Here is a 24,581-nt window from a genome sequence, read left to right on the forward strand (position 1 = left end):
GGAGGCGGATGACCTTCCAGGAAGGCATTTTGCGCAGCAGGCGGTCTAACAAGGGTGGTACCACGGCTTTTTCGTCCCTTACCGGGCGGAGAAGCTTTTTTTGTTGTCCGGAAACCGTCAAGGGTTGCCAGATCTAAAGGAGGGATTACACATGAGAGAACGTTTGGAAGCGTTAAAAGTACAAGCGCTGCAGGAATTGGCCGCCGTCGGCAGCCAGCAGGAGCTGAATGATCTCAGAGTCAAGTATTTGGGCAAAAAAGGGCCGCTTACCGAAATTTTGCGCGGCATGGGCGCGTTAAGCGCGGAGGAACGTCCCGTTATCGGCCAGGTGGCCAACGATGTCCGCGGTGCGATTGAAGAAGTAATCGCGGTGAAGCAGGAAGAATACGACCGCCAGGAGACGGAAAACCGCCTCCGCGCCGAAACGATCGACGTATCCCTGCCGGGCCGTCCGTCCGTACAGGGAGCCGTTCATCCGCTGAACAAGATCGTCGAAGAGATCGAGGACATTTTCATCGGAATGGGATTCACAGTCGTGGAAGGACCCGAAGTGGAGCGCGATTACTATAACTTCGAAGCGCTGAATCTGCCGAAGGACCACCCGGCCCGCGATATGCAGGATTCGTTCTACATCACCGAGGAGCTCCTGCTCCGCACGCATACGTCCCCTGTCCAGGTCCGGACGATGGAAGGCCGTAAAGGAGCCGTGCCGGTCAAAATCATTTCTCCGGGTAAAGTGTACCGGCGCGATGACGACGACGCGACCCACTCCCACCAGTTCACGCAAATCGAGGGGCTTGTCATCGACAAGAACATTCGAATGAGCGATCTGAAAGGGACGCTGCTCCAGTTCGTGCGCGAGCTGTACGGCCCGCAGACGCAAATCCGCCTGCGCCCGAGCTTCTTCCCGTTCACCGAGCCGAGCGCGGAAGTCGACGTGTCCTGCATGATGTGCGGCGGCCAAGGCTGCCGGACCTGCAAACAGACCGGCTGGATCGAAATTCTGGGCTCCGGCATGGTTCATCCGAAAGTGCTCGAAATGTCCGGATACGATCCGAACGAATACAGCGGGTTCGCTTTCGGCATGGGGCCCGAGCGTGTCGCGATGCTTAAATACGGAGTAGAGGATATCCGTAATTTCTATACAAACGACCTGCGCTTCCTGAAGCAGTTCGTCCACCTATAAACCGGAGAGAAGGAGGAGAAGACGATGAAAGTATCTTATCAATGGCTGTCGGAATATGTAGACGTACAGGGCTTCACGGCTGAAGACCTTGCAGATAAATTGACACGGAGCGGTATCGAAGTCGACATTGTCGAATCGCTGAACAAAGGCGTGTCGGGTGTTGTCGTCGGCTATGTCAAATCGAAGACGAAACATCCCGATGCGGACAAACTCAACGTTTGTACGGTCGATGTCGGAACGGGTGAGGACCTGCAGATCGTCTGCGGAGCCAAAAATGTAGATGCCGGACAAAAGGTTCCGGTTGCCGTAATCGGCGCCGTACTTCCCGGAGATTTCAAAATCAAGCGCGCCAAGCTTCGCGGCGTGGAATCCCAAGGCATGATCTGCTCCGCCAAAGAGCTGGGCATGAACGATAAACTGCTGCCGAAGGAAATTCAGGAAGGCATTCTCGTTCTTCCGGAAAATACCGAAATCGGGAAACCGGCCACGGACGTGCTCGGCTTGAGCGATCAAGTTCTGGAGCTTGAGCTGACCCCGAACCGTTCGGACTGCCTCAGCATGATCGGCACGGCTTACGAAATCGGCGCCATTCTCGGACGTCCGGTAAAGCTGCCGGAAGAGGGACGCAACGTCAACGTGGATTTCAGCACCGTTAAAGCCGAAGAAAAAATTTCCGTTTCGATCGCCGCTCCCGAGCAGTGTTCGCATTATGCGGCGCGCCTCATTGAAGGCGTCCGTGTAGGCACGTCTCCGCTGTGGCTCCAGAACCGTCTGATGGCGGCGGGTATCCGCCCTATCAACAACATCGTGGACGTGACGAACTACGTGATGCTGGAATACGGCCAGCCTCTGCACGCGTTTGACGCGGCACAGGTAGCCGGCGGCAAAATCGAGGTCCGCCTTGCGAAGGAAGGGGAGAAGCTGGTTACCCTGGACGACGTGGAGCGCACGCTGGAGCCGCACATGCTGCTCATAACCGATGCCTTCAAACCTATCGCGATCGCGGGCGTTATGGGCGGAGCCAATTCCGAAGTGACGGAAAGCACCACTTCGATTTTGCTGGAGTCTGCGCGGTTTGCCGGTCCTTCCGTCCGCAAAACGTCCCGTCAGCTCGGTCTGCGTTCGGAGGCCAGCCTCCGTTTCGAGAAGGAAGTCAATCCGGAAGCGGTCATTCCCGCGCTTGACCGTGCGGCGGCTCTTCTCGTGCTTTGCGCGGGAGGCCAGGTCGCTCAAGGAATCGTGCAGGAGACCGTTCAAGCCTACTCCGGCGTCAAAATTCCATTGAAGCTGGACCGGGTGAACACGTACCTCGGTACGGATCTTTCGCTGCAGCAGGTCAAAGCAATTTTCGACCGTCTCGGTCTCGAATACGGATTGCTCGAAGAAGATTCTCTCATCGTTCACGTGCCTGGCCGTCGGGGAGATATCACCCGGGACGTTGACCTCATTGAAGAGGTTGCGCGTCTGTACGGGTACGATAACATCCCGACGACGCTGATGACCGGCGTAACGACCCCCGGATCCCTGACGCGCGAGCAGTCCCTCCGCCGGACGATCCGTCGTTTGCTGACGGGCAGCGGTCTGCACGAAGTGATTACCTACACGCTGGGACAGCGGGAAAACGCGGCCGATTATCCGGGGCTCTATCCGGAATACACGCCGATTCCGCTTGCGATGCCGATGAGCGAGGACCGCAGCGCACTGCGCACATCCCTTGTTTCTCATCTGCTCGAGGTTGTGAGCTATAACCGAAACCGGAACAACGATGATGTCGCGATTTTCGAAACGGGCACGGTGTTCCTGTCCAAGGAGTCCGCTTTGACCGCACAGCCGCAGGAAAAGCGTCTGCTGAGCATCGCGATGACCGGGAACTGGAGCGGCGCTCACTGGGGGCAGAAAGCCCGCAAAGCCGATTTCTACGATTTGAAAGGCGTTTTGGAAAGGGTGCTGTCTTACCTGGGCGTAACGATCGAATTCAGGTCCGCACAGAAAGAAGGCTTCCACCCGGGACGTACGGCCGAATTGTTCCTGCTCACTCCGGAAGGAGAGCGCCGGTCCATCGGTTACATGGGGCAGCTACACCCGACGCTTCAGAAGAAGCGGGACCTCGAAGACACGTATGTGTTAGAAGCCGAGCTTGATCCGCTCCTTCAGCATGTCGATTTCGAAGTGGACTACCGCACGCTTCCCCGCTATCCGTCGGTAGGGCGCGATATGGCGCTCGTCGTGGATGCGGCCGTACCGGTAGGCGATCTGGAACGCCTGGCGGCGGAAACGGCGTCCGAGCTGCTGGAAACCATCCGCGTTTTCGATGTTTATACGGGAGAACGTCTGGGCGAAGGCAAAAAGAGCGTCGCTCTGGCGCTTTTATACCGTCATCCCGAACGCACGCTTCAGGACGAAGAAGTCACGGAAACGCATGCGCGTGTCGTGGCGGCATTGGAATCGGCTTTCGGAGCCGAGCTCCGCAAGTGATCTTTCGCTGAAATATCAAGGCTACGGAAGGAAATAGGGCCGGTCGCATCGAATTCTTTTTCGATGGACCGGCTTTTTTCTATAAAACAAGGAAACAAATGGAAAAGTCCGATGTCTTCAACCGGAACCGCCATGCAGGCGGCCGGATTCGAGTGTTTAAACCGAAGGAGGATATCTCATGAATTCGGAAGAAAAAACGAAAATCATCGTTGATATATATGGAAATGAATACAAGCTGAAAGCCAATAACAGCCCCGGGTACGTGCGTAAAGTGGCGGCGGAAGTCAATGACCAGATGGTGCAGATCGCAGAAAGCTATCCGAGACTCGACACCTACAAAATCGCCGTGCTGGCGGCCGTTAATCTGACGGATGAGAAAGCTAAAGTCGAGCAGAGATTCAGCGAGACCGAAAGCCGGCTGAACGATTTGCAGCGTGCGCTTTCCAAAGCCGACGCCGCGGTGGAGACGGCCCGGGGGCAGCTCGAAAGAGCCCAGCAGGAAGAGCAGTTGCGTAAAGCCGAACTGGCGGAAGCCCGGGAGCAGGGAGCGAAGGCCGCCAAGCGCCAGCAGGAGCTTACGGCATCCCTGGAGCAGACGAAGCAGCGCGCGGAACAGAATCTGCGGGAGTTGAACGCGTCCAAGGAGAAGGCCCAGCAGGGAGCCAAGCGGGAAGAACAGCTCAAAGCCGAGCTTCAGCAGGCCAGACAAAACACGGAGAAGCTCCAGCGGGAGCAGGTTTCTCTCAAGCAGCAGATGGAAAAAGACGCCCGTCAGGCGGATCAGCTGAGAAAAGAGCTGGAGCAGGCGGCGGGGCAAATCAAGACCCTGGAGAGCAAAATCGGACAGGCGGAAAGCGATGCCGAATCGCTGCTGGAGCAGTTGGAGCAGGAAAAAACGGCGGCCGGCCAGGCGAGAGAAGAATCGGCGGCCGCGCTTCTGCAAATCCAGGAAGCCGCAGAGAAGGAGCAGACCCTGCGGGCCGAACTGCAGCTGGTCAAACAGCGCGGCGAGCAAGTCCAGCGCGATTTGCAGGCGTCCAAAGAGCGCGAGCAGCAGCAGAACCGGCAGATGGAGCAGCTGCGGCAGGAACTGGCGGAAGCCGCCGGAAGAGAAGCCGCGGTCCGGAAAGAAGCGGATCAGGCGAAACGGGATGCCGAAGCCCTGCTGGAAGAGCTTGAGCTTGAAAAAGCCGCAGCCGAGGAGAAGGGACAGCAGGCCGCAGCCGAGCTTGAGAAGCTTGTCCGTGAGCAGAAGAATACGGAAGAACAGGTCCGCCTGTTGAAGGACGAGCTTGAGCTGGCCAAACTGGAAGTCGACGAAAGCCGCGAAAGGGAAGAACGGCTGAATGCCGACGCCCAGCAGGCCGCCGAGCGCGAGGAAATGCTGCGCAGCGAGCTTCAGCAGGCCCAGAGAGACGCCGAAGCGCTTCTGGAGGAAGCCGAGCGGGAAAAAGCGGCGGCGGAAAGCTTGAAGGAGCAGCTCCGTGAAGCCGGGGAGCGTGAGCAGACGCAGCGCACCGAACTTGCGCTGATGAAACAGCGCGGAGAGCAAATGCAGCGAGAGCTGGCCGAAGGCAAAGAGCAAGCCGCACAGCGTGAGCAAAGTTTGAGGGAAGCGGAGGATCAGCTGGAAGAAATCCGCGAAGAGCTGGAAAAAACCCGTAAAGATGCGGAGGCGCTGCTGGAAGAATTGGAGGCGAACAAAGCTTCGGCGGAAGAAGAGCTCCGCGAATCAACGGAAGCTCTTAAAGCGGCACGCCTTGAATCCAAAGCGGTGCGGGAAGCGGCGGAGAACGAGAAAGCGGCAGCCGAAACGAGGCTGCGGAATGCCGAAGAAGCGCTGGTAACGGCCCGGCAGGAAGCGGAGGAAAGCCTGGCCGCGGCCCGTCTGGAAGCGGCGGAAAAGCTTGAGGCTCTGCAGAAAGAGTCTGCCGAGCGGCTGGAACTGGCGCAGCTTGAAGCTGAAGAGCAGCTCCAAGCTCTGCGCAGGGAAGCGGCCGAACTGGAAGCCGCCCGGAAAGCGGCTGACGCGCAGCTCGAAGCACTGAAACGGCAAAGCGCCGAAGAGCTGGAGCTGGCTCAGATGGAAGCCGAAGAAAAGCTGGAGGCCGCACGGCGTGAAGCGGCTGCCCGGCTGACGGAAGCCGAGAATGAAGCGGCGGCCAAGCTTATGGCGGCCGTGCGCGAGGCTGAAGAGATAGAGGCCGCCCGCAAGGAAGCGGCAGCCAAGCTCGAAGAAGCACAGCGTGAAGCCGCAGCTGCGCGCGAAGCTTTCCGGCAGGAGCTGGAGGCGGCGCGTGAGCGGGCCGAGCAAGAGCTTCTTGAAGCGATGGAAGCGGCGGAACAAGAAAGCGAGGCGCGCAAGGAGGCTCAGCGTCGCCAAGAGGCGGCCGAAGCGCAGCTGCGTGAAGCGGCAGAGGCCCTTCAGACATTGGAACTGAAAGCGTCCGGACTGGAAGCGGAGAAACAAGAAACTGCCGCGCGTCTGGAAGCGGAGAAGCAGGAAGCGGCCGCACGTCTGGAAGCGCTGGAACGAGAAAACGCCGAGCGGTTCGAAGCTTTGAAGCGCCAAGGAGCCGAAGACTTGGAGCTGTCTCAGCTTGAAGCGGTAGAACAGCTCGACGCCGCAAGACGTGAGGCGGCAGCAGAGCTGGAGGAAGCGCGGCGTGAAGCCGGCGTGAAGCTTCAAGCCGCCGTACATGAAGCGCAGGAGCTGGAGGCGGCCCGCAAGGAAGCGGCGGACAAGCTGGAGGAAGCGCAGCGTGAGGCGGAGGCCGCGCGTGAAGCGTTCCGGCAGGAATTGGCGGCCGAGCGCGAGAAGGCCGACAGGGAACTGCTGGACGCGATGGAAGCCGCCGAGCGGGAAACCGAAGCGCGTGCGGCGGTCCAGCGCGAGAAAGACGCCGTCGAAGCCAAGCTGAGTGAAGCGTCCGAAGCTCTGCAAGCCGCAGAGCGTAAAGCGTCCAAGCTGGAGGCGGAGAAGCAAGCCGCCGCGGCACAGCTGGAAGCTTTGAAGCGCGAAAGCGCGGATGAGCTGGAACTGGCTCAAATGGAGGCGGATGAGCGCCTGGAGGCCCTGCGCAAAGAAGCGGCGGCTGAACTGAAAGCGGCTGAAAACGCTGCGGCGGAGAAGCTATTGGCCGCGGAACGCCGGGCACAGGAGCTGGAAGCCGCCCGCAAGGAGACGGCGGACAAGCTGGAAGCGGCACGCCGCGAGGCAGAGGCCGCTCAGGAAGCACTCCGCCGGGAGCTGGCGGAAGAGCGCGAGAGAGCGGAGTTGGCCGAAATGGAGGCGGAAGAGCGCCTGGAAGCCCTGCGCAAGGAAGCGGAAGCTGAGCGGGAGGCCGCGGAGAGCGCGGCTGCTGAGAAGCTTCAAGCGGCGGTGCGCAGGACGGAGGAGCTGGAAGCCGCTCGCGAAGAGACGGTCGTCCGGTTGGAAACGGTACGCCGCGAAGCGGAAGCCGCCCAGGAAGCTCTCCGCCGGGAGTTAGCCGAAGAGCGCGAGAAAGCGGAGCAGGATTTGCTGGAAGCGATGGAAGCGGCCGAGCGGGAAACCGAGTTGCGTCTGGCTGTTCAACGCGAGAAAGAAGCCGCGGAAGCACGTCTGCGCGAGAAAGAGCAGGAGCTTGCGGCCGTCCGGAAAGAAGCCGGGGAGCTGGCGGCTTCCCGCGGCGAAGCGGCGGAGGAATTGGCGGCCGCCCGCAGAGATTTCGCCGAACAGCTCGAGTTTGCCGAGTTGCAGGCGGCGGAGAAGCTGGAGGAAGCTCAGCGGGAGGCGGCCGAGAAGCTGGCTTCCGCACAGCGGGAAGCAGAAGCGGCCCACCGGCGAGAGCTTGCCGCGGAACGCGAACGCGCCGAGCGGGAGCTGCGTGAGACGGCGGGAGCCGCGGAGCGGGACAGAGCGGCGCGTGAAGCGGCCGAGATGGAGAAGGCCGCTGTGGAGGCCAAGCTGCGCGAAACTTCCGAAGCGCTTGAAGCGTCCCGGCAGGAAGCGCTGCAGACGCGCGAATCGGCCGCGAAGCTTGTCGAAACGCTCCGTGCGGAGCTGACGGAGGCGCGTCAGGATGCCGAAGCGCTGCTCGAAGACCTCGAGCAGGACAAATCCGCTGCGGACGAGGAGCTGCGGAAAGTGACCGAAGCCCTGCGCGCCGCGCAGGAGGAAGCGGCCGCCGCCGTGAATGCCGCCGGCGCCGCGAAAGCCGCGGAGCGGGAAGCGGAAGCCCGCGCAGCCTCCCTGCGGGAGGAAATGGCGGCCCGGCTTCAAGCGTCCGAAGAGCGCGAAGAAGCGCTGCGCGCGGAGCTCGGGCAGGCGCGCCAGGACGCCGAGGCGCTGCTCGAGGATCTGGAGCAGGGTCAAAGCGCCGCGGACGGGCGGCTGCGTGAAGCGGAGAAGGCGCTGGAGGAAGCGCGTGCGGAAGTGGAACGTGCCCGTGAGGACCGCGCCAAGCTGGAAGCTTCCCTTAAGGAAGAGCTGACCGAAACGCTCAAGCAGGGTGAACTCATGCTGAACCAGGTAGCCGCCGCCCGGGAGAAGGCCGACAAGGAGCTTGCGTCCGAACGCGGCCGTTCCGCTCAAGAGCGGCTCGCGGCTGCGGAACTTGCCGCTCAGCTGGAAGCGGCCCTTAAACGTGAAGAAACGATCCGTGCGGAGCTGATCCAGGCACGTCAGGACGCCGAAGCGCTTCTCGAAGATTTGGAGAAGGGCCAGGGCGCGGCAGCGGCCAAGCTGCAGGAGACCGCCGCCGTATTGGAGGCCGCCCGCGAAGCTGCGGTACGCGAGCTGGCCGCCGAGCGCGACAAGTCCACCGAAGAGCGGCGCAGAGCGGAAGAGCTTGCCGAACAGCTGCATGAGGCGCTCTCGGGCCGGGAAGAAGCGTCCGCCAGGGAGGCGAAGCTGCGTGATGAGCTGAACCGTGTGAAAGCGTCCGGCGAGGCGCTCAACGGCGAGCTGACGGCAGCCCTGCGCGAAGTGGCGGCGACCCAGCAGATGGCTCACGAGCAGGTAATACAGGAGCAGGCCATCCGCCGCGAACTGGAGAGCTCGATGCGGGAGCGCCGGTCTCTGCAGGAAGAGCTGGACGCATACCGCCAGCTTATGGACGAGCAGGCCGATCAGGAACGCGCCAGTCTCGGAGAGCTTGGAGGTCTGCGCGGAGAGACCGAGCAGCTCCGACAGGAAGTTGCCCGGATTACGGAAGAGCTGGAAACGGAAGCTAAGCGGAGCGGACTTCTCCGGCACCAGCTGGAGGAGTTGGAGCAGTCTCACCTTCAAGCGGAGCAGGGCCTCAAAGAAATGAGCCGTCTGCATGAACAGACGAAGGGACGCTGGGACGAGCTGCAGGAAGAACACCGCAAGCTCCAGGACGAGTATTCGAAGCTTCAAACGGAGTATAACGAATGGATTCAGCTTGTAATGGAAGAACCGAAAGGATAATGACTCTTCCTTCCTGGAATGTACTGGATTGGTCTATCCTCGTGCTTATCGTCGGAGGACTTGTCGTCGGCTATGCACGGGGATTGATTTCCCAGCTGGTTTCAATTGCCGGATTGTTTATCGCCCTGTACGTCGCCGTCCGTTTTTACGAGCCCGTTGCCACGTATTTACTGCAATGGCTTTCCCTTTCTTCTTTTTCCGGTTATGATAAATATGAGTTTTTGGTAAAAGGGTTGAATTTGGAGCGTTATATCGCCAATGCCCTCTCTTTTGCCCTGCTGTTCTTTCTGGTCAAGCTTGCCCTCGGAATCGGGGGGAGAATGCTCAACCTGATTGCCCGGCTGCCTGGTTTGCACACCGTTAACCGGGTGACGGGAGCGCTGCTTGGGGCTATAGAAGCTTTCGTGATTGCCGCGGTTGCGGTTCATATCATGACGATTTTGCCGTCCGACTATGTTCAAGACAGGCTCGGCCAGTCCCGGTTTGCTCCTTATATCCTGAATGACGTTATGGAATGGGCCCGGAAATTGTGGCAGCGGAGCTTGTAAGTTCAAGGATACTTCCTCCCGTAAGGGAGGTTTTTTATTCATTTTAATCGGCTCTCCAGCGATCCGGTCGGCGTGAAGCGCGGCTGCTGGAATTTGCACCGGTACTCCTCGTAAAAGCAAGACTACGCAGATGCGCGCGGCACTCCCGCCTAAGCCTGCTTCCGTCACGGCGAGCGACGACGATGCGATTGTGGAGCAAGGGAGGGAGAAACCGTATGGAACAGACGTTAGCCGCCGGCAGCGTTGTGACCACAGCTTGTATCATGGCTGCAGCATGTCTGGGTTGGTTTTATGTATGGATTCGTAGAAAACAAAAAGCGGAGGGTGCCGCCCTTTTGCAGTCGGTCATAACGGCTCTGGCCGTGACGTTCTTTTTCCTGCTGCCGCTGCTGATTATGTTCGTGTGCGTCTATGCGGCTCTTCTCAGTGCGGGGACATTCCTGCCCGACAGTGTCTGGTTCCAGCAGTCGGAAGATTTGCTCAGCCTGGCTCTGCTGCTGATTTTCGCCCAGACGCTGCTGAGCATTCCGGTTAGGCTGCTGTTGCGGACGGGAGCTTTGAAGGGGCTGGGGGAATTCCGCCAAAAAATCGGGATGCCGCTCGTGCCGCTGCAGCTCAGTCTGACCATGCTGACTTTTGCCATCGGCTATCTGGCCGCCAGAGAATGGCATCTCACCTCGGTAGAACTGAACGAAAGCGGGCTGTATTACGTGTCGATCCTGCCGCCTCTGGCCGCGTTCGGTATTTTTACCCTGCTGCGGAGAAAGAGAAAAAACGATCCCGGCGCGTAGGCGGAAGTCCCTGTCCTTTGGCATAAGGGACGATGGGTGACAAAGCGCTCCTTTGCGGAACAAGCCGTACATGGGCTGCGGAGCCTCACGACGACGGTCCACCCGCATGATGCTCCCTGATGAATCGTCTGCATCTGCACCCGCTTAGGGCAAATCAAAAAGGCTTGCGGACGTATCTACGATACGTAACCGCAAGCCTTTTTTTAGACTCGCCGGAAACAGCCGGCGGGTTTATTTTATTCTACAACGAGCTTGGCCGTCATTGTGGAGTGGCCGCTACCGCAAGGAATGCTGCACAGAATGTTGTAAGTGCCGGCTTTTTCGGGAGTAACGACTTTGCTCTTGCTGTTGTTGTCGAGACTGACCTTCAAATCGGGAATCGATACGCCGTGAACGCCTTCTTTGATGTCCAGGTTGATTTTCAGAGGCTCGCCTTTTTTGACTTTATATTCAGGCTGATCGAATTTCCAGTTGGTAGCTTGAAGCGTGATTTCCTGGCTTGCCGTCGCGTTAGCGTCCGTTGCCGCCGTATCCGTTTTTTTGCCGCAGGCGGCCAGCGCGAATACAAGGACCAGAGCCATCAGCAGTGCTGCTGTTTTTTTCATAAAATTCCCTCCCCTTTGTTTCATACACCCTCATCATACACCCGGAAGGCGGGGAAGTCAGCGGCTAACAAGTGAACCCTTTATGACAAATCATCGAATAAGATGTGAAAAATGTCCGGTGCGGAGGGAAACGTCCGAAAGACAGGAGGCAGATGAAAAAGACCGGACCCCGCTCGGAAGAGCTGAATCCGGCCGCGTCATCCCGCCGTCAGTGTGTGCTTTTGTGCCGGCTGTCTTTTCTGTCAAACGGAGAGACCGGAATAAACAGATCGACAATTCCGACGACAAGCGCGGCAAGGATCGCACCGATGATAGAGGCGCGTACGCCCGTAACGATGAACTGGGACAGCCAGATGACAAGCGCGCTTGTCAGGAAGCCCACGATTCCCCGTCCGAACGGCGTAATCTGCCTGCCGAAGATGCTTTCGATAATCCAGGCCAGCACCGCGATAACGACGGCCAGCAGCAGGGCGCTTACGAATCCGCCCACTGAAAAACCGGGAACGATCCAGCTGACAACCATCAAAACCAGTGCGGAAACGATAAATCTGATCACATGACCAAGAAATCGCATCGGAAAGGCACCTCCTTGATTTGTTGACGAAAACGGCGCGAGGCTGCGGCCTGCGCTCCATTTCACGCTTGAATCGGGCTCCATCTTTTTTGGGTACGGGGACCGGACACGTAAACGTACGACCGCCGAGTCATGGCAGGATGCGCGTTTTTAGCATGCCCGTTTTCGAGCTTTTGCATGAACCGCAGGTTATAAAAGAACTCTCCATAGCTTCGTCGTCCCGGATTGGATATAATAAAGAGATCATACTAGATGTGATGAGGGAGAATGCTTTGAATACCAAAACGTTTAACACAATGGAATTTCATAAAATCACACATAAACTGAGCAGCCACGCGGCCACTTCGCTGGGAACGGCAAAAGCGGCGGAGGTTAAGCCTACCGGAGATTTCGAGGAAGTGAAGTTGCGCCTGCAGGCGACGGATGAGGCCTTCGCGGTCGATCGTCTTAAAGGCGGGGCGCCTTTCGGGGGAATCCGCGATATCCGTGCGGCTGTGCACCGGGCCAGAGTGGGCGGAATGCTTAACCCGAGCGAGCTTCTGGACATCGCGACTACGATCTATGGAGGCCGCCGGCTCCGCAAATTTCTGGAGACGATGGACGAACAGCATCCGATTCCCATGCTGCTGAGCTGGGCCGAGCTGCTGAGCGACAACAAGGAGACCGAGGACCGGATCAAAAGCTGCATCGATGACAACGCGGCGGTGATGGACAGCGCGAGCAGCGAGCTTTCCCGCGTGCGCAGCGAGCTGGGTACGGGCGAAGCGCGGGTGCGCGAGAAGCTGGAGCAGATGATCCGCAATCCTTCCGTGCAGAAAATGCTGCAGGATGCGCTGGTCACTATGCGGGGAGACCGCTATGTCATTCCCGTCAAACAGGAATACCGTTCCTCGTTCGGCGGCATGATTCATGATCAGTCCGCTTCGGGAGCTACCCTGTTTATCGAACCGGAAGCGGTCGTCACGCTGAATAACCGGCTCCGCGAGCTGAAATTCAAGGAAGAAGCCGAAGTGGAGAAAATTCTCCGCATGCTGACAGCGCAGGTTGCCGAAATCGAGGAAGATCTTCTCTCGGACGTCGAGCTGCTCGCGCAGCTGGACTTTACGTTCGCCAAGGCGGGGCTTGCCCGTGAAATGAAAGCGACGCTGCCGAAGCTGAACGACCGGGGCTTTCTTAAACTGAAAAAAGCCCGTCATCCGCTGATCCCGCTCGATAAAGTCGTTCCGATTGATCTGGAACTCGGCGGGAGCGTCACGACGATTATCGTGACGGGGCCGAACACTGGGGGTAAGACGGTGTCTCTGAAAACCGTCGGCCTGCTCAGTCTGATGGCGATGTCCGGACTTTTCGTCCCCGCGGAGGAAGGCAGCGAGCTGTGCGTCTTCGACGGCATCTTCGCAGATATCGGGGACGAGCAGAGCATCGAGCAGAGCCTGAGTACCTTCTCCAGCCACATGACGAACATTATCGGCATCCTCCGGGATATGACGCCGAAGAGTCTCGTCCTGCTCGATGAGCTGGGAGCGGGAACCGACCCGGCGGAAGGGTCCGCGCTCGCGATCTCGCTGCTGGAGAACATCCACCGGATGGGCTGCCGCATGATCGCGACGACCCACTACAGCGAGCTGAAGGCGTACGCCTACGAGCGCCGCGGCGTGATCAACGCCAGCATGGAGTTCGACGTGCAGACGCTGAGCCCGACCTACCGCCTGCTAGTCGGGGTTCCCGGCCGGAGCAACGCGTTCGCGATCGCGGAGCGTCTCGGTCTTCCGCGCGCGATTATCGACAAAGCGCGCGGACAGGTCAGCGACGAGGACCAGCGCGTCGAGACGATGATCGCCTCGCTGGAGGAGAACCGGCTGACCGCCGAAGCGGAGCGTCACAGCGCCGAACAGATCCGCCGCGAGAACGAAGAGCTGCGGGCGGCGCTCTCCGCGGACCGCGCCAAGCTTGAGGAGCAGCGCGACAAGGTGCTGCTCAAAGCCGAGCGCGAAGCGCAGGACGCGATCGCCAAGGCCCGCCGCGAAGCGGAAGAGATCATCGCCGACCTGCGTCGTCTAGCGAAGGAGGAGGCCGGCGCGATCAAGGATCACAAGCTGATCGCGGCGCGCCGCCGCCTGGACGAGGCCGAGCCGAAGCTCCGCAAGTCCGGAGCGAAGCGTCCCGAACGGAGCAAGGCGGAGGTCGAGCCCGGTGACGAGGTGCGCGTGGTGAGCCTCGGCCAGAAAGGTCACGTCGTGGAAATCGTGAATTCGTCTGAAGTGACCGTGCAGCTGGGCATCATGAAGATGAAGGTAAACAAGACCGACCTGGAAGTGATCAAAGCTTCGCCTCAGAAAAAACCGGTTCAGCAGGTGGCCGCCACGGTTAAAAGAACCCGGGACGACAATATCCGTATGGAGGTCGACCTTCGCGGAACCAACGTCGAAGAAGGCATCATGGAGCTCGACCGGTTCCTCGACGAATCGTTCCTGAACAATTTCGCCCAGGTATACGTTATCCACGGCAAAGGAACGGGTGTGCTGCGGACGGGCATCCAGGACTATCTGCGCAGACATAAGCATGTCAAAAGCTTCCGGATCGGGGCTTATAACGAGGGCGGCAACGGCGTGACGGTGGTTGAATTGAAATAACGGAACGGAAGTTCCATAAAAATATTTGGAAATGATTGAAACGTTCTTGCAGGTCCCCCGTATGAAAAAGTATGAAAGTTATAAAAGCACAATTCAAACGAAAGCGGGAGGGAATTCCAAATGGGAATTTTTAAAAGACTTAGAGACTTGACGATGGCTTCGATGAACGATTTACTCGATAAAGCGGAAGATCCGGTAAAAATGCTTAACCAGTTCCTGAGAGACATGGAGCAGGACATTCAGGAAGCGGAAGTGGCGGTAGCCAAGCAGATCGCGATCGAGAAGAAATTCAAGCAGCAGTATGAAGAAGCGGAAGAAATGGTCGGCAAGCGTACGGAACAGGCCATGAAAGCTCTGGAGCAGGGCAACGAAGACCTCGCCCGCCGCGCGCTGGAAGACAAGAAAGAGCATCAGACCCGTTTCGACGAAATGAAGCGCCAGTACGACATCGCCAAAACGAATGCCGATCAGCTCCGCAATCAGCTGGCCGAAATGAAAGACGAATTTTCGAAAATGAAAAACAAGAAAGACCTTCTGATCGCCCGTGCCGAAGCGGCGAAAGCCCAGAAGCACATCAACCAGGCGATGTCCGGTTTCGGAACCGACAACGCGGCGAAAGGCTTCGACCGCATGTCCGAGAAGGTCCTGCAGCTTGAAGCTGAAGCGCAAGCGAGCGGCGAACTCCGCTCCAAAGGCAAGAGCCTGGACGACGAACTGGACCAGCTCGGCAAGAACGACGGCATCGACGACGAGCTTGCGGCCATGAAAGCGAAGCTGGCTGAAAAAAAACAATAAGCATGATATAATGGCGGTATGCCTAACGCGGAGACTGAGAATTTTCTCAGTCTCTTCCCTTGTTTACCATTCCTTGCGACGGAGGAGGCATACATTTGTACGAAGAGGTGAATCAGTTGGTCAGCAATCCTTACCTTGGAGCGTTAGCGTACTTCTCTGTGGCGGTCGTGGCCGTTATCGTATTTCTTACCATTTTCGAGATTGTAACGAAGTATAACGACTGGGAAGAGATCAAGCGCGGGAACGTCTCCGTGGCTATGGCTACGGGCGGTAAAATATTCGGAATCTGCAATCTGTTCCGGTTTGCTATCGAAAACAACGATTCGCTTATCCGCTCGCTCATTTGGGCCGGGTATGGCTTCCTTTTATTGATGGCCGCTTATTTTATTTTTGAATTTTTGACGCCGTATTTTAAAATCGACGAAGAAATCCAGAAAGACAACCGCGCGGTGGGACTGCTGTCACTGATGATATCCGTCTCCATTTCGTATGTCGTCGGAGCATGTGTGCCTTAGAGGGCGCCCGGATCCGGCTCTTCGGCCGCTTGGCGATGGCGGAAAGGAACGCGAACGATGAAATATTTATGGGGAATTTTATTCGCGCTGGCCGTACTGTTTATGGGGCTGGGCGTCTGGTATCTAATGAATCATTGACCTGTCGGAGGTGAACTGACGTGAACGAAGAAGAACTGAAAACCGTATGTCCGTGGTGCCAGACGGAAATCGTTTGGGATCCGGAGATCGGGCCCGAAGAAGAATGCCCGCACTGCTATAATGAACTGAGCGATTACCGCAGTATCCGGCTCGGGGCGGATGAAGAAGAGCCGGACGAGCAGGCGGACGATGAGGAACCGGCGGCCTCTCCCGACGATTTTTTGGACTGGGAAGAAGAGGACAGCTATACCGACGAGTACGCCGAAGCTATCCGGAATGTGCTGGATACCCAGGAGGAAGCGCCGGAGTGTTCAGCATGCCGGGAACTTATGCTCCACGGGGGTACGCAGGTAACCGCGGCTGCGGGGTATACTTCCGTCGTACCTGGACCGGTCGGCAAAGCTTTCCTGAATCCAGGCTACAAACTGAATGTATTTGTGTGTCCGTCCTGTTTTAAGGTCGAGACTTTTTTGGCGGAAGAAGACCGGGAAAAGCTCCTGGCCGTGCTTAATCCGTCCAAAGAGGGATCGGATAACTGAATAGAGCCGTTTAAAACCGCTGCCGCTGCCGTCTGTTGACGGCGGCGGTTTTTTTGCGTCGCGAGATACTCCGGGATTCGGTCTTGCCGCCGCACATGACTCCGGGCTCGGTATTAAGGGCACATGAACGCGGTCAGCCGTTCCGTTCCGGCCAGGAGTCAACGCGAGCGGGTCCGGGCGCGTGAGCCTGAGCTAGGCGCGGCTCGGCTGCTGACCGCAAGAAGGCGGCGCAGGGGCTTCCGGCGGACAGGCAGGCAGATGGAGCGGCAGACAAACCGGCAAACAAACCGGCAGGGAAAAAACGGAATTTATTTGCTTCTTTGAAGAGGCCTTCTTTTGGACAGGATAAGGAAGATCAGGCTTCGAAAGGAAGGGATTTGAGGATGCAGCAGGACAAATACCGGGGACGCTCCCGGCTGGCAGGCTGGCTCGGAACGGGCAAGGAAACACCGGCGGCGGAGTCTTGGGAACAGGATGCCACGGATGCCGTCGCTTACGCGGGGAAGAAAAAGAAACTTACCATTGGAAAACTGGATGCCCAGTCCGCCCTGCTGCTTATAGAAAATATGCTTTTCGCGGCCGCCAACGCCTTGTCCGGCACATTCGTCAGTATTTATCTGTGGAAAGCCAAGAGTGATTTTGCCATGATCGGCTGGTTTACTCTCACACATCAGCTTGCGATGGCGCTTACGTTCTGGGCAGCGGGCAAGTGGGTGAAAGAGCACAACAAAATGAACTGTCTCCGTGCGGGCGTCGTTATGTCGGCGGTTTTTTACCTGCTCGTTCTCATGCTCGGCCTGTCCAGCGTGAATTACATTTTCCTGCTCGGAGCGGTTCAGGGGATGGCTTCGGGCTTTTTCTGGCTGGCGTTTAACATAGTCTATTTCGAAGTTACGAGCCGGGAGACACGGGATAAATTTAACGGCTGGGCGGGTCTGCTTGGAGCGGGCGTCGGCATGCTGGCACCCTGGATTTCCGGACTCATTATCGTTCATATGGCGGGTACGGCCGGTTACCGGGTTATTTTCTCGATATCGCTGGGTATTTTTGTTCTCGGCGTGGCGGTGAGTTTTTTTCTGAAAAAAAGAAAGATCGAAGGCACCTACGGCTGGACGTACGGTTTCCGTCATTTGCGGCAGGGGAATACTCCGTGGCGTCCGGTTTGCGCGGCCTTGATGGCGCAGGGTTTCCGCGAAGGCGTATTCGGGTTTATGATTTCGCTGCTGGTGTATATCGCGACGACGAGCGAGCAGAAGCTCGGAAGCTATGCCTTGGTTACTTCGGGAGTTTCCTTCGTCAGTTTCTGGCTGGTCGGCCGTGTCCTAAAACCCAAATACAGAAGCAGGGGGATGCTCGTCGGGGTCCTGATGGTGATCGCGGCGATTCTGCCGTTTTTTTGGAAGGTGAATTTCATGACGCTTCTCGTGTTCGGGATCGGTACGTCACTTTTTCTGCCGCTGTTTACGATTCCCATGACATCGTCCGTGTTTGATTTGATCGGGAGAGACGAGGAGAGCGTTAAACACCGGGAGGAGCTCGTCATTTTGAGGGAGCTGGCACTGAACGCGGGGCGGATACTGGGCACGCTGTTGTTTATTGCCGTCGTCTCCCAGAGCACCTCTCCGATGGTGATTAATACTCTGCTGCTTGTGATCGGAAGCGCGCCTTTCCTGAGCTGGCTCTTTATGAGGAAAGTGCTGCATCCAGAAAACTCTTGACAGAGCTGTCCATTCCTATAAAAATAGTGGGTATATGTTTGGAACCCAATGTGTTGGAAAGAGGAACAATCGTGCTTCGGGGAGGAGACCGGAAATGAGCGGGAAACTGGTAAACAGCATCGCGGAACTGATTGGGGACACGCCTGCCGTACGGCTTAACCGCCTGACAAGCGAAGAGCATGCGGAAGTCTATGTTAAGCTGGAATATTTCAATCCGAGCGGGAGCGTAAAAGACCGCGCGGCTTATAATTTGATCATACAGGCCGAGAAAGACGGCCTGCTTCAGCCCGGCGCGACGATCATCGAGCCGACAAGCGGCAACACCGGGATCGGACTGGCGATGAACGCGGCCGCGAAGGGGTATAAAGCGATTCTGGTTATGCCGGATAACATGACCAAGGAGCGGATCAATCTGCTCAAGGCCTATGGAGCGGATGTGGTGCTGACGCCTGCGGCGGAACGTATGCCGGGTGCCATTGCCAAAGCGCTGGAGCTTCAGCGCGGCATTCCCGGCAGTTTTATCCCGCAGCAGTTCGAGAACAAGGCGAACCCGGACATTCACCGGGTGACGACCGCCTTGGAGATTATCGAGCAGACGGGCGGGAGGCTCGACGCGTTCGTCGCTTCGTCCGGTACGGGCGGAACGATCACGGGCACGGGCGAGGTGCTGCGCGAGCGGATCCCCGGCATCGGGATCTACGTCGTCGAGCCCGCCGGATCGCCGGTGCTGTCGGGCGGAGAGCCCGGCCCGCACAAGCTGGTCGGCACGTCGCCCGGCTTCGTGCCGAAGATTTTGAACACGGACGTCTATGACGAGATCGTCCGTGTGGAGGACGAGGATGCGCTGCGTACGACCCGGGAGCTCGCGGCCAAGGAGGGCATCCTCGTCGGTCCGTCCGCGGGCGCGACCGTGTGGACGGCCATCCAGGTGGCCCGCAAGCTGGGGCCCGGCAAGCGCGTTCTGTGCATTGCGCCCGATACGGGCGAGCGGTACCTCAGCATGGACATTTTCGGCGAATAAAGCGCGGGATGGCGACGCATGCGGCCGCATCCCTCACAGCGGCATTCCGCGGGGATGGATTTCCATGCACGAAGCTCGTTCAGGCTGAGCGAGGACGGACGCGTCGCGCCAATGTCAGCAGACGAACCGGTGGCGCTCGCATAGGGCACATGCCGCAGAGGCTGCTTAATCGGCCTGCATAAAAAAGAGCTTTCCCTGAAATTCGGGGAAAGCTCTTTTTTATGCAGCCCGGCTTATGCAGCCCGGCTTATGCAGCCCGGCTTATGCAGCCCGGCTTATGCAGCCCGGCTTATGCAGCCCGGCTTATGCAGCCCGGCTTATGCAGCCCGGCTTATGCAGCCCGGCTTATGCAGCCCGGCTTATGCAGCCCGGCTTATGCAGCCCGGCTTATGCAGCCCGGCTTATGCAGCCCGGCTTATGCAGCCCGGCTTATGCAGCCCGGCTTATGCAGCCCGGCTTATGCAGCCCGGCTTATGCAGCCCGGCTTATGCGAATGCCTCACCGATACCGGGGAAGGCACATATATAAAGAACGGAGAGTTACGAACCGCTGTTTACAAAGAACGCCACACCGAAAAAGGCCGGCTCCTGTGTTTTTGTCCTGCGCCTATTTACGGTCGGTGCTCGGTAGGCGAACAATTTTTAGTGAAAGAGTGGAATATGAGAGTAAGTGATTGAATAAAAATACAATATCATGTATAATTATGATAACTTCACTTGTTCGTAGAAAGGTGGCTTGCATAAATGATTTCCTTGTCCGGTGAAATGCCTAAACCATGGGTCCTAAACCCCTTTATACAATCCTATACAGAATTAACTTCCCAGAAGGTCGATCGCAAAAGTTTGAAAGGGATCGGAAACGGCCGTTTTATTTCCGCGTACGAAGATCAGAAGCTGGTCGGAATCGCGTTTTGTACCGGGGACGTGGAGTGGGAGAACGAAGTTTCACTATCGGTCCTTGTTCTCCCGTCCTACCGCAAGAGCGGGATCGAATCGGCGATGCTGCGTCTGCTTCGCGGCAAACAGTCTGCCTACAGCCGCACGGTAGGCTAAAGCGGAAAGTACCGGCAGGATGGAGACCCGTCCTGGGTGTACTAAGACCGACAAGGGAGCGCCCGGCCTCCCCGGAAGACCGGCAAAGGAGATTGCCTGCACGGGAAAAGGCTCTCCGAGCAGAATTCCGGCGGGAAGAAGAGCCGCGTCCGGTCTTGGATTAACCTGGCGGCTTTCCGCCGCCGGGCGATGCCGCACTGTGCGCGGGCAAGTAGAGGAAGCTGCAAAGCGCGTGCTTGCGGCTTTTTCGCGCTTCCGTTTTTTATTGAATTCGGCGGGGGCTGCGTGTAATATGGAAGATAACGATTTTCCCTATCCGATGCTTGATTTCATTGGACCTTATTCATGATGATTCTTAGTGGGAGGCTTGACGATGGACGATTTGAAGCACAAGATTCTGGATATTCTGAAAGAGGATTCCCGCCGCTCTCCGGCGCTTATCGCGACGATGCTGGGAATTACCGAAGAAGAGGCGTCGGCCGCCATCCGCCAGATGGAAGACGAACACATCATCGTGAAATACGCCACCGTGCTCAACTGGAGCAAAGTGGACAGCGACAAGGTAAACGCGCTGATCGAAGTGCAGATCACGCCTGAACGGGGAACGGGATTCGACGCGATTGCGGAACGCATTTATTTATATCCGGAAGTGAAGTCGGTCTACCTGATGTCGGGAGCTTACGATCTGCTTGTGGAGATCGAGGGCCGCACGCTTAGGGAAGTGTCTTCTTTCGTTTCCAGCAAGCTGTCGACACTGGACCGGGTATTGTCAACGAAAACTCATTTTATTCTGAAAAAATACAAACAGGATGGGATCATTTTTGATGACCGTGAGGATGATCATCGGATGCTGGTCTCACCATAAAGGACGATGACGATGATAAACCAGGAAGAAATCGGACGTAAACCGAAATCCATGCAGGGCTATTTGTCACCGCTGGTCCGGGATATTCCTCCTTCGGGCATCCGGCGTTTTTTTGATTTGGTAAGCGGAAGCAAGGATATTATTTCTCTCGGCGTCGGGGAGCCGGATTTTGTGACGCCTTGGCATGTCCGCGAGGCATGCGTGTATTCTCTGGAAAGAGGCCGGACGAATTATACGCCGAATGCGGGCCTTCCTGAGCTTCGCGAAGCGATCGCCGAGTACTTGTATACGAGTTTTGCCGTAAAATACGAGCCCTCGAACGAAGTCGTCGTTACGGTCGGCGGCAGCGAGGCGATTGACCTTGCGCTGCGCGCGCTGATTACGCCGGGCGATGAAATTCTCGTTCCGGAGCCCTGCTACATCGCATACAGCCCGATCGTCACGATCGGCGGGGGAGTCCCGGTCGGCATCGAGACCTTCGCGAAGGACAGCTTCAAACTGAAGCCCGAAGCTCTCCGCGCAAGTCTGACGCCGAAATCCAAGGTGCTCGTGCTGAGCTATCCGAGCAATCCGACCGGCGGCATCATGACGTACGAGGATTGGGAGCCGATCGCCCGAATCGTGGAAGAGAACGATCTGATCGTTATCGCCGACGAAATCTACGCGGAGCTCACATACGGAAGCAGGCACGTAAGCTTCGCTTCGCTGCCGGGCATGCGTGACCGTACGATTCTCGTCAGCGGCTTCGCGAAAGCTTTTGCCATGACGGGATGGAGAGTCGGATATATGTGCGGACATCCGGACCTGATCTCGGCCATGCTGAAGATCCACCAGTACACGGTAATGTGTGCCCCGATCATGGGCCAGATCGCCGCTCTCGAGGCGCTGCGCAACGGCCTGGAAGAGAAAGACCGGATGATGGAGTCTTATAATCAGCGCCGGCGCCTGGTGGTACAAGGCTTCCGGCAGATCGGTCTCGACTGCCACGAGCCGCAGGGCGCGTTTTACGCGTTCCCTTCCATCGCTTCGACGGGTCTCAGCTCCGAAGAGTTCGCTCAGAGACTCCTGACTGAAGCGAAGGTGGCGGCTGTGCCGGGGCAGGTGTTCGGGAACGGGGGAGAAGGCTTCGTCCGTTGCTCGTATGCGACTTCCGTTTCACAGCTGAACGAAGCTTTGGACCGTATTGGGTCTTTTGTGAAAAATTTGTAAAGACTTGTCCCAAAAAATAGTTTTCAGAATCGGAAAAAACTGATATCTTTAGGGTAAAGGAGGGATATGTATGGCTTATTTAGAATATCGTCTGGCCGACAATTCGGGTTGGTTCAGCCATGACGTTTCCGATCAACGCTGGTTATCCAAACGACCTGCCAAATTAGCCTCCCTCTTTCACCTGGAAGAAGAAATTCAGTTTATGCGGAACAGACTGGAGCAGATGGTCCAGTCCGGTGAGGCTATGACTTCCGAGTCCGTAATTGAAATGAGTATGCTTCTTGATCATAAGATTAACGAATATATGAATCTAGTTCAGAAGAGCCGGTAAATGCCGGCTTTTTTGCAGCGTTTGCACAGGCTATCAGGCTACGGAGGGGTTACGATGACACAGAAACGCTGGTTACCGGCTGCTGTACTGCTTCTATTATTCACCGTCTTGGTTTCCGGGTGCGGGAAGGCCCAGCCCAAAGCGGATGTTTCCATCTTTATGATGGCCCGCGACGGCATATCGGTCGAAGCCGCTTTTAAGCTTGAAAACTCGTTGAAAGCGCTTGTGGGGGACAAGCCGTCGATCTACCTGAACACGTCTCCGCTTTTTTCCAATGAGAAGATGATTGTCGAAATGGGGTACGGGAATCACGGTATCCTGATCATCCCGGAAGAACAATTTAAGATTTATGCGGCCGAAGGGGCGTTTTTGCCGCTGGATGAGCATTTCAAGCAGGAAGACTATCCGGAGGGCGTGCTTGAGGCGACGATTGAACCTGCCGGTAAGAAGAAAGATCCGCCCGAAGCGCCCAAGAAGGAGACGCATCTGTACGGCATTCCGCTCCAGTATTCCAAGTGGATGAAGGACAACGGCGTTGAAGGCAAAGGGCTCGTCGCTTTCATGGCGGTGAACAGCCGCAATCCCGAGCTGTCGTTCGAGGTGCTCAAGAAGATCGCCGCCAAATGATGACGCGACTGCTGTAGCCGTCGTGACTCTAATATGAGCCGCGTCCCCTGCCGGGTTAGTTACGGTGACTAAAGTCCTTGTCTTTCCGGCGCCGCTTGGCCTATAATGAGGGATGAACTTGAAGGCCCAACCTCATACGTTTACCGTCAGGTCCCGAAGCGGCGTCTCTCAGCGGAGATAAAGCCCAGGGTGAAAAGGGAAGCCGGTGCAAATCCGGCACGGTCCCGCCACTGTAATACGGAGATCGTCTTACGATGCCACTGTCCGCAAGCGGATGGGAAGGCAAGACGGTCGACTATCCGTAAGTCAGGAGACCTGCCTGCCGGTTTGCAGCACAATATCCTTCGAGGAGAGGATCGCGCGAAACCGGAAAGGACGTCCGACTGACGGCCGTTTCACCTCGTGATTCTGAAAGTTATCCCCTCTATCTCCGGATAGAGGGGATTTTTTGTTGATATGCGCAAACATCGTGGGACAAACCTCAAGTCAAACTAAACCGGTAAGGGAGTAGAGAACATGAACAACGAACGAAGAACCGCCAGGGGTTTCAAATACGCCCTGCTGATGCTTGTTTTGACACTGGCTATCGGGCTGACGGCCTGCGGCCAGAAAAGCGCGGATAACGGAACGGCGGGAACGGCCTCTCCGGCGGCCAGCACGGCTCCGCAAACGAACGCGAAGAAAACGCAGTATCCTTTGAAAGTAACCGACGCGACAGGCAAGGAATTTACATTCGAGAAAGCGCCCGAGAAAATCGTTTCGGTATCGCCGGCGGAGACGGAAGCTCTTTTCGCGATCGGTCTGGGCGATAAAATCGTCGGCGTGTCCGATTTTGACGATTATCCTGCGGAAGCGAAAACGAAGCCGAAAATGGGCGGAATTACGCAGCCTAACCAGGAATCGGTTATCGCTTCGGGAGCCGACATTGTTTTCACAGGCGTTTCGATGAAAAAAGAATCGGTCGAGAAATTGCGTGCCATGGGCATTAATGTATTTAAGGTAGAGCCTAAGACGCTTGACGACGTCATGAAAAATATTCAGCTTTACGGTCAGATTACGGACCATCAGGAGCAGGCGGAAAAAGTCACCGCAAAAATGAAAGAAGACCGTCAGAAAGTCACGGATGCTGTAAAAACCGTGGCAGCGGACAAGAAGAAAAAAGTCTATATCGAATTCTCTCCGGGCTGGACAGTCGGCAAGGGTGAGTTTATGGATGAGCTCATCACCCTGGCAGGCGGTATCAACGTCGCTTCCGACATTACGGGCTGGAAGCAGATCAGCGAGGAGAAAATCATCCAGCAGAACCCGGACGTTATTTTATTCGCCAAAGACGTGGTGGACGACAAAACGAAAAAGAGTCTCGAAGAGCTTATTCGCGGACGCAGCGGATGGAACGAAATTAATGCCGTTAAAAACAACCAGGTGATCGGTCTCGACCAGAATACGCTGACCCGCCCGGGACCGCGTCTGACAGAGGGGCTTCTGCAAATGGCTAAAGCTATCTATCCGGACTTGGTGAAATAAA

19 protein-coding genes and 1 riboswitch are annotated in these 24,581 nt (G+C 57.1%); of the genes, 17 read left to right on the forward strand and 2 right to left on the reverse strand.

Features of this window, described 5'->3' with window-relative positions; genetic code table 11:
• The first annotated feature begins 151 nt into the window (after positions 1–151).
• The 5 genes from pheS to ABC395_RS04495 all read left to right on the forward strand — a co-directional run bounded on the left by pheS (position 152) and on the right by ABC395_RS04495 (position 10,434).
• Entirely contained in the window at positions 152–1,186 is a 1,035-nt protein-coding gene (pheS, locus tag ABC395_RS04475) for a phenylalanine--tRNA ligase subunit alpha (RefSeq protein ID WP_413001033.1), read from the forward strand.
• A gap of 24 nt (positions 1,187–1,210) precedes the next feature.
• Positions 1,211–3,661: a phenylalanine--tRNA ligase subunit beta gene (gene pheT / locus ABC395_RS04480; protein WP_413001035.1), complete on the forward strand. Its 2,451-nt coding sequence runs from the start codon at positions 1,211–1,213 to the stop codon at positions 3,659–3,661.
• A 178-nt stretch (positions 3,662–3,839) separates the two neighbouring features.
• A complete protein-coding gene (locus tag ABC395_RS04485; RefSeq protein ID WP_413001037.1) occupies positions 3,840–9,095 on the forward strand; it encodes a hypothetical protein in 5,256 nt (1,751 codons plus the stop codon).
• Positions 9,095–9,643 (forward strand): CvpA family protein, encoded by a 549-nt coding sequence (locus tag ABC395_RS04490; RefSeq protein ID WP_413001038.1) that lies wholly within the window; start codon positions 9,095–9,097, stop codon positions 9,641–9,643. Before ABC395_RS04485 ends, ABC395_RS04490 begins: the two co-directional genes overlap by 1 nt.
• Positions 9,644–9,858: 215 nt before the next feature.
• Complete coding sequence (locus ABC395_RS04495; protein WP_413001040.1) at positions 9,859–10,434, forward strand: hypothetical protein; 576 nt, start codon at positions 9,859–9,861, stop codon at positions 10,432–10,434.
• A 236-nt stretch (positions 10,435–10,670) separates the two neighbouring features.
• Here ABC395_RS04495 and ABC395_RS04500 read toward each other — a convergent pair whose 3' ends face one another.
• Together ABC395_RS04500 and ABC395_RS04505 are read right to left on the reverse strand one after the other, a co-directional pair.
• Complete coding sequence (locus ABC395_RS04500) at positions 10,671–11,039, reverse strand: cupredoxin domain-containing protein (protein ID WP_413001041.1); 369 nt, start codon at positions 11,037–11,039, stop codon at positions 10,671–10,673.
• Between the two features lie 208 nt (positions 11,040–11,247).
• Positions 11,248–11,613 carry a phage holin family protein gene (locus tag ABC395_RS04505; RefSeq protein ID WP_413001043.1) on the reverse strand — a complete coding sequence of 122 codons (366 nt, stop codon included), beginning with the start codon at positions 11,611–11,613 and terminating at the stop codon, positions 11,248–11,250.
• A gap of 272 nt (positions 11,614–11,885) precedes the next feature.
• Between ABC395_RS04505 and ABC395_RS04510 the strand changes: the two genes are divergently transcribed.
• The 12 genes from ABC395_RS04510 to ABC395_RS04565 all read left to right on the forward strand — a co-directional run bounded on the left by ABC395_RS04510 (position 11,886) and on the right by ABC395_RS04565 (position 24,580).
• On the forward strand, positions 11,886–14,246 hold the full coding sequence (locus tag ABC395_RS04510; RefSeq protein WP_413001045.1) for an endonuclease MutS2: 2,361 nt from the start codon (positions 11,886–11,888) through the stop codon (positions 14,244–14,246).
• A 120-nt stretch (positions 14,247–14,366) separates the two neighbouring features.
• The gene (locus ABC395_RS04515) at positions 14,367–15,041 is read left to right on the forward strand and encodes a PspA/IM30 family protein (protein WP_326055073.1); all 675 of its coding nucleotides are present in this window, start codon (positions 14,367–14,369) and stop codon (positions 15,039–15,041) included.
• A 95-nt stretch (positions 15,042–15,136) separates the two neighbouring features.
• Positions 15,137–15,556 carry a DUF350 domain-containing protein gene (locus ABC395_RS04520; protein WP_009676216.1) on the forward strand — a complete coding sequence of 140 codons (420 nt, stop codon included), beginning with the start codon at positions 15,137–15,139 and terminating at the stop codon, positions 15,554–15,556.
• Between the two features lie 158 nt (positions 15,557–15,714).
• On the forward strand, positions 15,715–16,233 hold the full coding sequence (locus tag ABC395_RS04525; RefSeq protein WP_413001047.1) for a hypothetical protein: 519 nt from the start codon (positions 15,715–15,717) through the stop codon (positions 16,231–16,233).
• 383 nt (positions 16,234–16,616) lie between these two features.
• Positions 16,617–17,951 carry an MFS transporter gene (locus ABC395_RS04530; protein ID WP_413001048.1) on the forward strand — a complete coding sequence of 445 codons (1,335 nt, stop codon included), beginning with the start codon at positions 16,617–16,619 and terminating at the stop codon, positions 17,949–17,951.
• A gap of 94 nt (positions 17,952–18,045) precedes the next feature.
• On the forward strand, positions 18,046–18,972 hold the full coding sequence (gene cysK / locus ABC395_RS04535) for a cysteine synthase A (protein ID WP_413001050.1): 927 nt from the start codon (positions 18,046–18,048) through the stop codon (positions 18,970–18,972).
• A gap of 842 nt (positions 18,973–19,814) precedes the next feature.
• The gene (locus tag ABC395_RS04540) at positions 19,815–20,024 is read left to right on the forward strand and encodes a GNAT family N-acetyltransferase (RefSeq protein WP_413001051.1); all 210 of its coding nucleotides are present in this window, start codon (positions 19,815–19,817) and stop codon (positions 20,022–20,024) included.
• Between the two features lie 373 nt (positions 20,025–20,397).
• A complete protein-coding gene (locus ABC395_RS04545; RefSeq protein WP_413001053.1) occupies positions 20,398–20,889 on the forward strand; it encodes an Lrp/AsnC family transcriptional regulator in 492 nt (163 codons plus the stop codon).
• A 12-nt stretch (positions 20,890–20,901) separates the two neighbouring features.
• A complete protein-coding gene (locus ABC395_RS04550) occupies positions 20,902–22,098 on the forward strand; it encodes an aminotransferase class I/II-fold pyridoxal phosphate-dependent enzyme (RefSeq protein WP_413001055.1) in 1,197 nt (398 codons plus the stop codon).
• Positions 22,099–22,168: 70 nt separating this feature from the next.
• Positions 22,169–22,429 carry an aspartyl-phosphate phosphatase Spo0E family protein gene (locus ABC395_RS04555; RefSeq protein WP_413001056.1) on the forward strand — a complete coding sequence of 87 codons (261 nt, stop codon included), beginning with the start codon at positions 22,169–22,171 and terminating at the stop codon, positions 22,427–22,429.
• A 54-nt stretch (positions 22,430–22,483) separates the two neighbouring features.
• Entirely contained in the window at positions 22,484–23,056 is a 573-nt protein-coding gene (locus ABC395_RS04560) for a hypothetical protein (protein WP_413001058.1), read from the forward strand.
• Between the two features lie 131 nt (positions 23,057–23,187).
• A riboswitch (cobalamin riboswitch) is annotated at positions 23,188–23,393 on the forward strand.
• 179 nt (positions 23,394–23,572) lie between these two features.
• Positions 23,573–24,580, forward strand: a complete 1,008-nt coding sequence (locus ABC395_RS04565) for an ABC transporter substrate-binding protein (RefSeq protein ID WP_413001060.1) — start codon at positions 23,573–23,575, stop codon at positions 24,578–24,580.
• The last annotated feature ends 1 nt before the right edge of the window (position 24,581 follow it).

The sequence above is a fragment of the Paenibacillus canaveralius genome (genome assembly GCF_047238265.1).
Lineage (GTDB): Bacteria > Bacillota > Bacilli > Paenibacillales > NBRC-103111 > Paenibacillus_F.

Excerpts from the sequence above, each read along its gene's own strand:
- pheS (WP_413001033.1), top strand. The coding sequence starts at position 152 with ATGAGAGAACGTTTGGAAGCGTTAAAAGTACAAGCGCTGCAGGAATTG.
- pheT (WP_413001035.1), top strand. The coding sequence starts at position 1,211 with ATGAAAGTATCTTATCAATGGCTGTCGGAATATGTAGACGTACAGGGC.
- ABC395_RS04485 (WP_413001037.1), top strand. The coding sequence starts at position 3,840 with ATGAATTCGGAAGAAAAAACGAAAATCATCGTTGATATATATGGAAAT.
- ABC395_RS04490 (WP_413001038.1), top strand. The coding sequence starts at position 9,095 with ATGACTCTTCCTTCCTGGAATGTACTGGATTGGTCTATCCTCGTGCTT.
- ABC395_RS04495 (WP_413001040.1), top strand. The coding sequence starts at position 9,859 with ATGGAACAGACGTTAGCCGCCGGCAGCGTTGTGACCACAGCTTGTATC.
- ABC395_RS04500 (WP_413001041.1), bottom strand. The coding sequence starts at position 11,039 with ATGAAAAAAACAGCAGCACTGCTGATGGCTCTGGTCCTTGTATTCGCG.
- ABC395_RS04505 (WP_413001043.1), bottom strand. The coding sequence starts at position 11,613 with ATGCGATTTCTTGGTCATGTGATCAGATTTATCGTTTCCGCACTGGTT.
- ABC395_RS04515 (WP_326055073.1), top strand. The coding sequence starts at position 14,367 with ATGGGAATTTTTAAAAGACTTAGAGACTTGACGATGGCTTCGATGAAC.
- ABC395_RS04530 (WP_413001048.1), top strand. The coding sequence starts at position 16,617 with ATGCAGCAGGACAAATACCGGGGACGCTCCCGGCTGGCAGGCTGGCTC.
- cysK (WP_413001050.1), top strand. The coding sequence starts at position 18,046 with ATGAGCGGGAAACTGGTAAACAGCATCGCGGAACTGATTGGGGACACG.
- ABC395_RS04545 (WP_413001053.1), top strand. The coding sequence starts at position 20,398 with ATGGACGATTTGAAGCACAAGATTCTGGATATTCTGAAAGAGGATTCC.
- ABC395_RS04550 (WP_413001055.1), top strand. The coding sequence starts at position 20,902 with ATGATAAACCAGGAAGAAATCGGACGTAAACCGAAATCCATGCAGGGC.
- ABC395_RS04555 (WP_413001056.1), top strand. The coding sequence starts at position 22,169 with ATGGCTTATTTAGAATATCGTCTGGCCGACAATTCGGGTTGGTTCAGC.
- ABC395_RS04560 (WP_413001058.1), top strand. The coding sequence starts at position 22,484 with ATGACACAGAAACGCTGGTTACCGGCTGCTGTACTGCTTCTATTATTC.
- ABC395_RS04565 (WP_413001060.1), top strand. The coding sequence starts at position 23,573 with ATGAACAACGAACGAAGAACCGCCAGGGGTTTCAAATACGCCCTGCTG.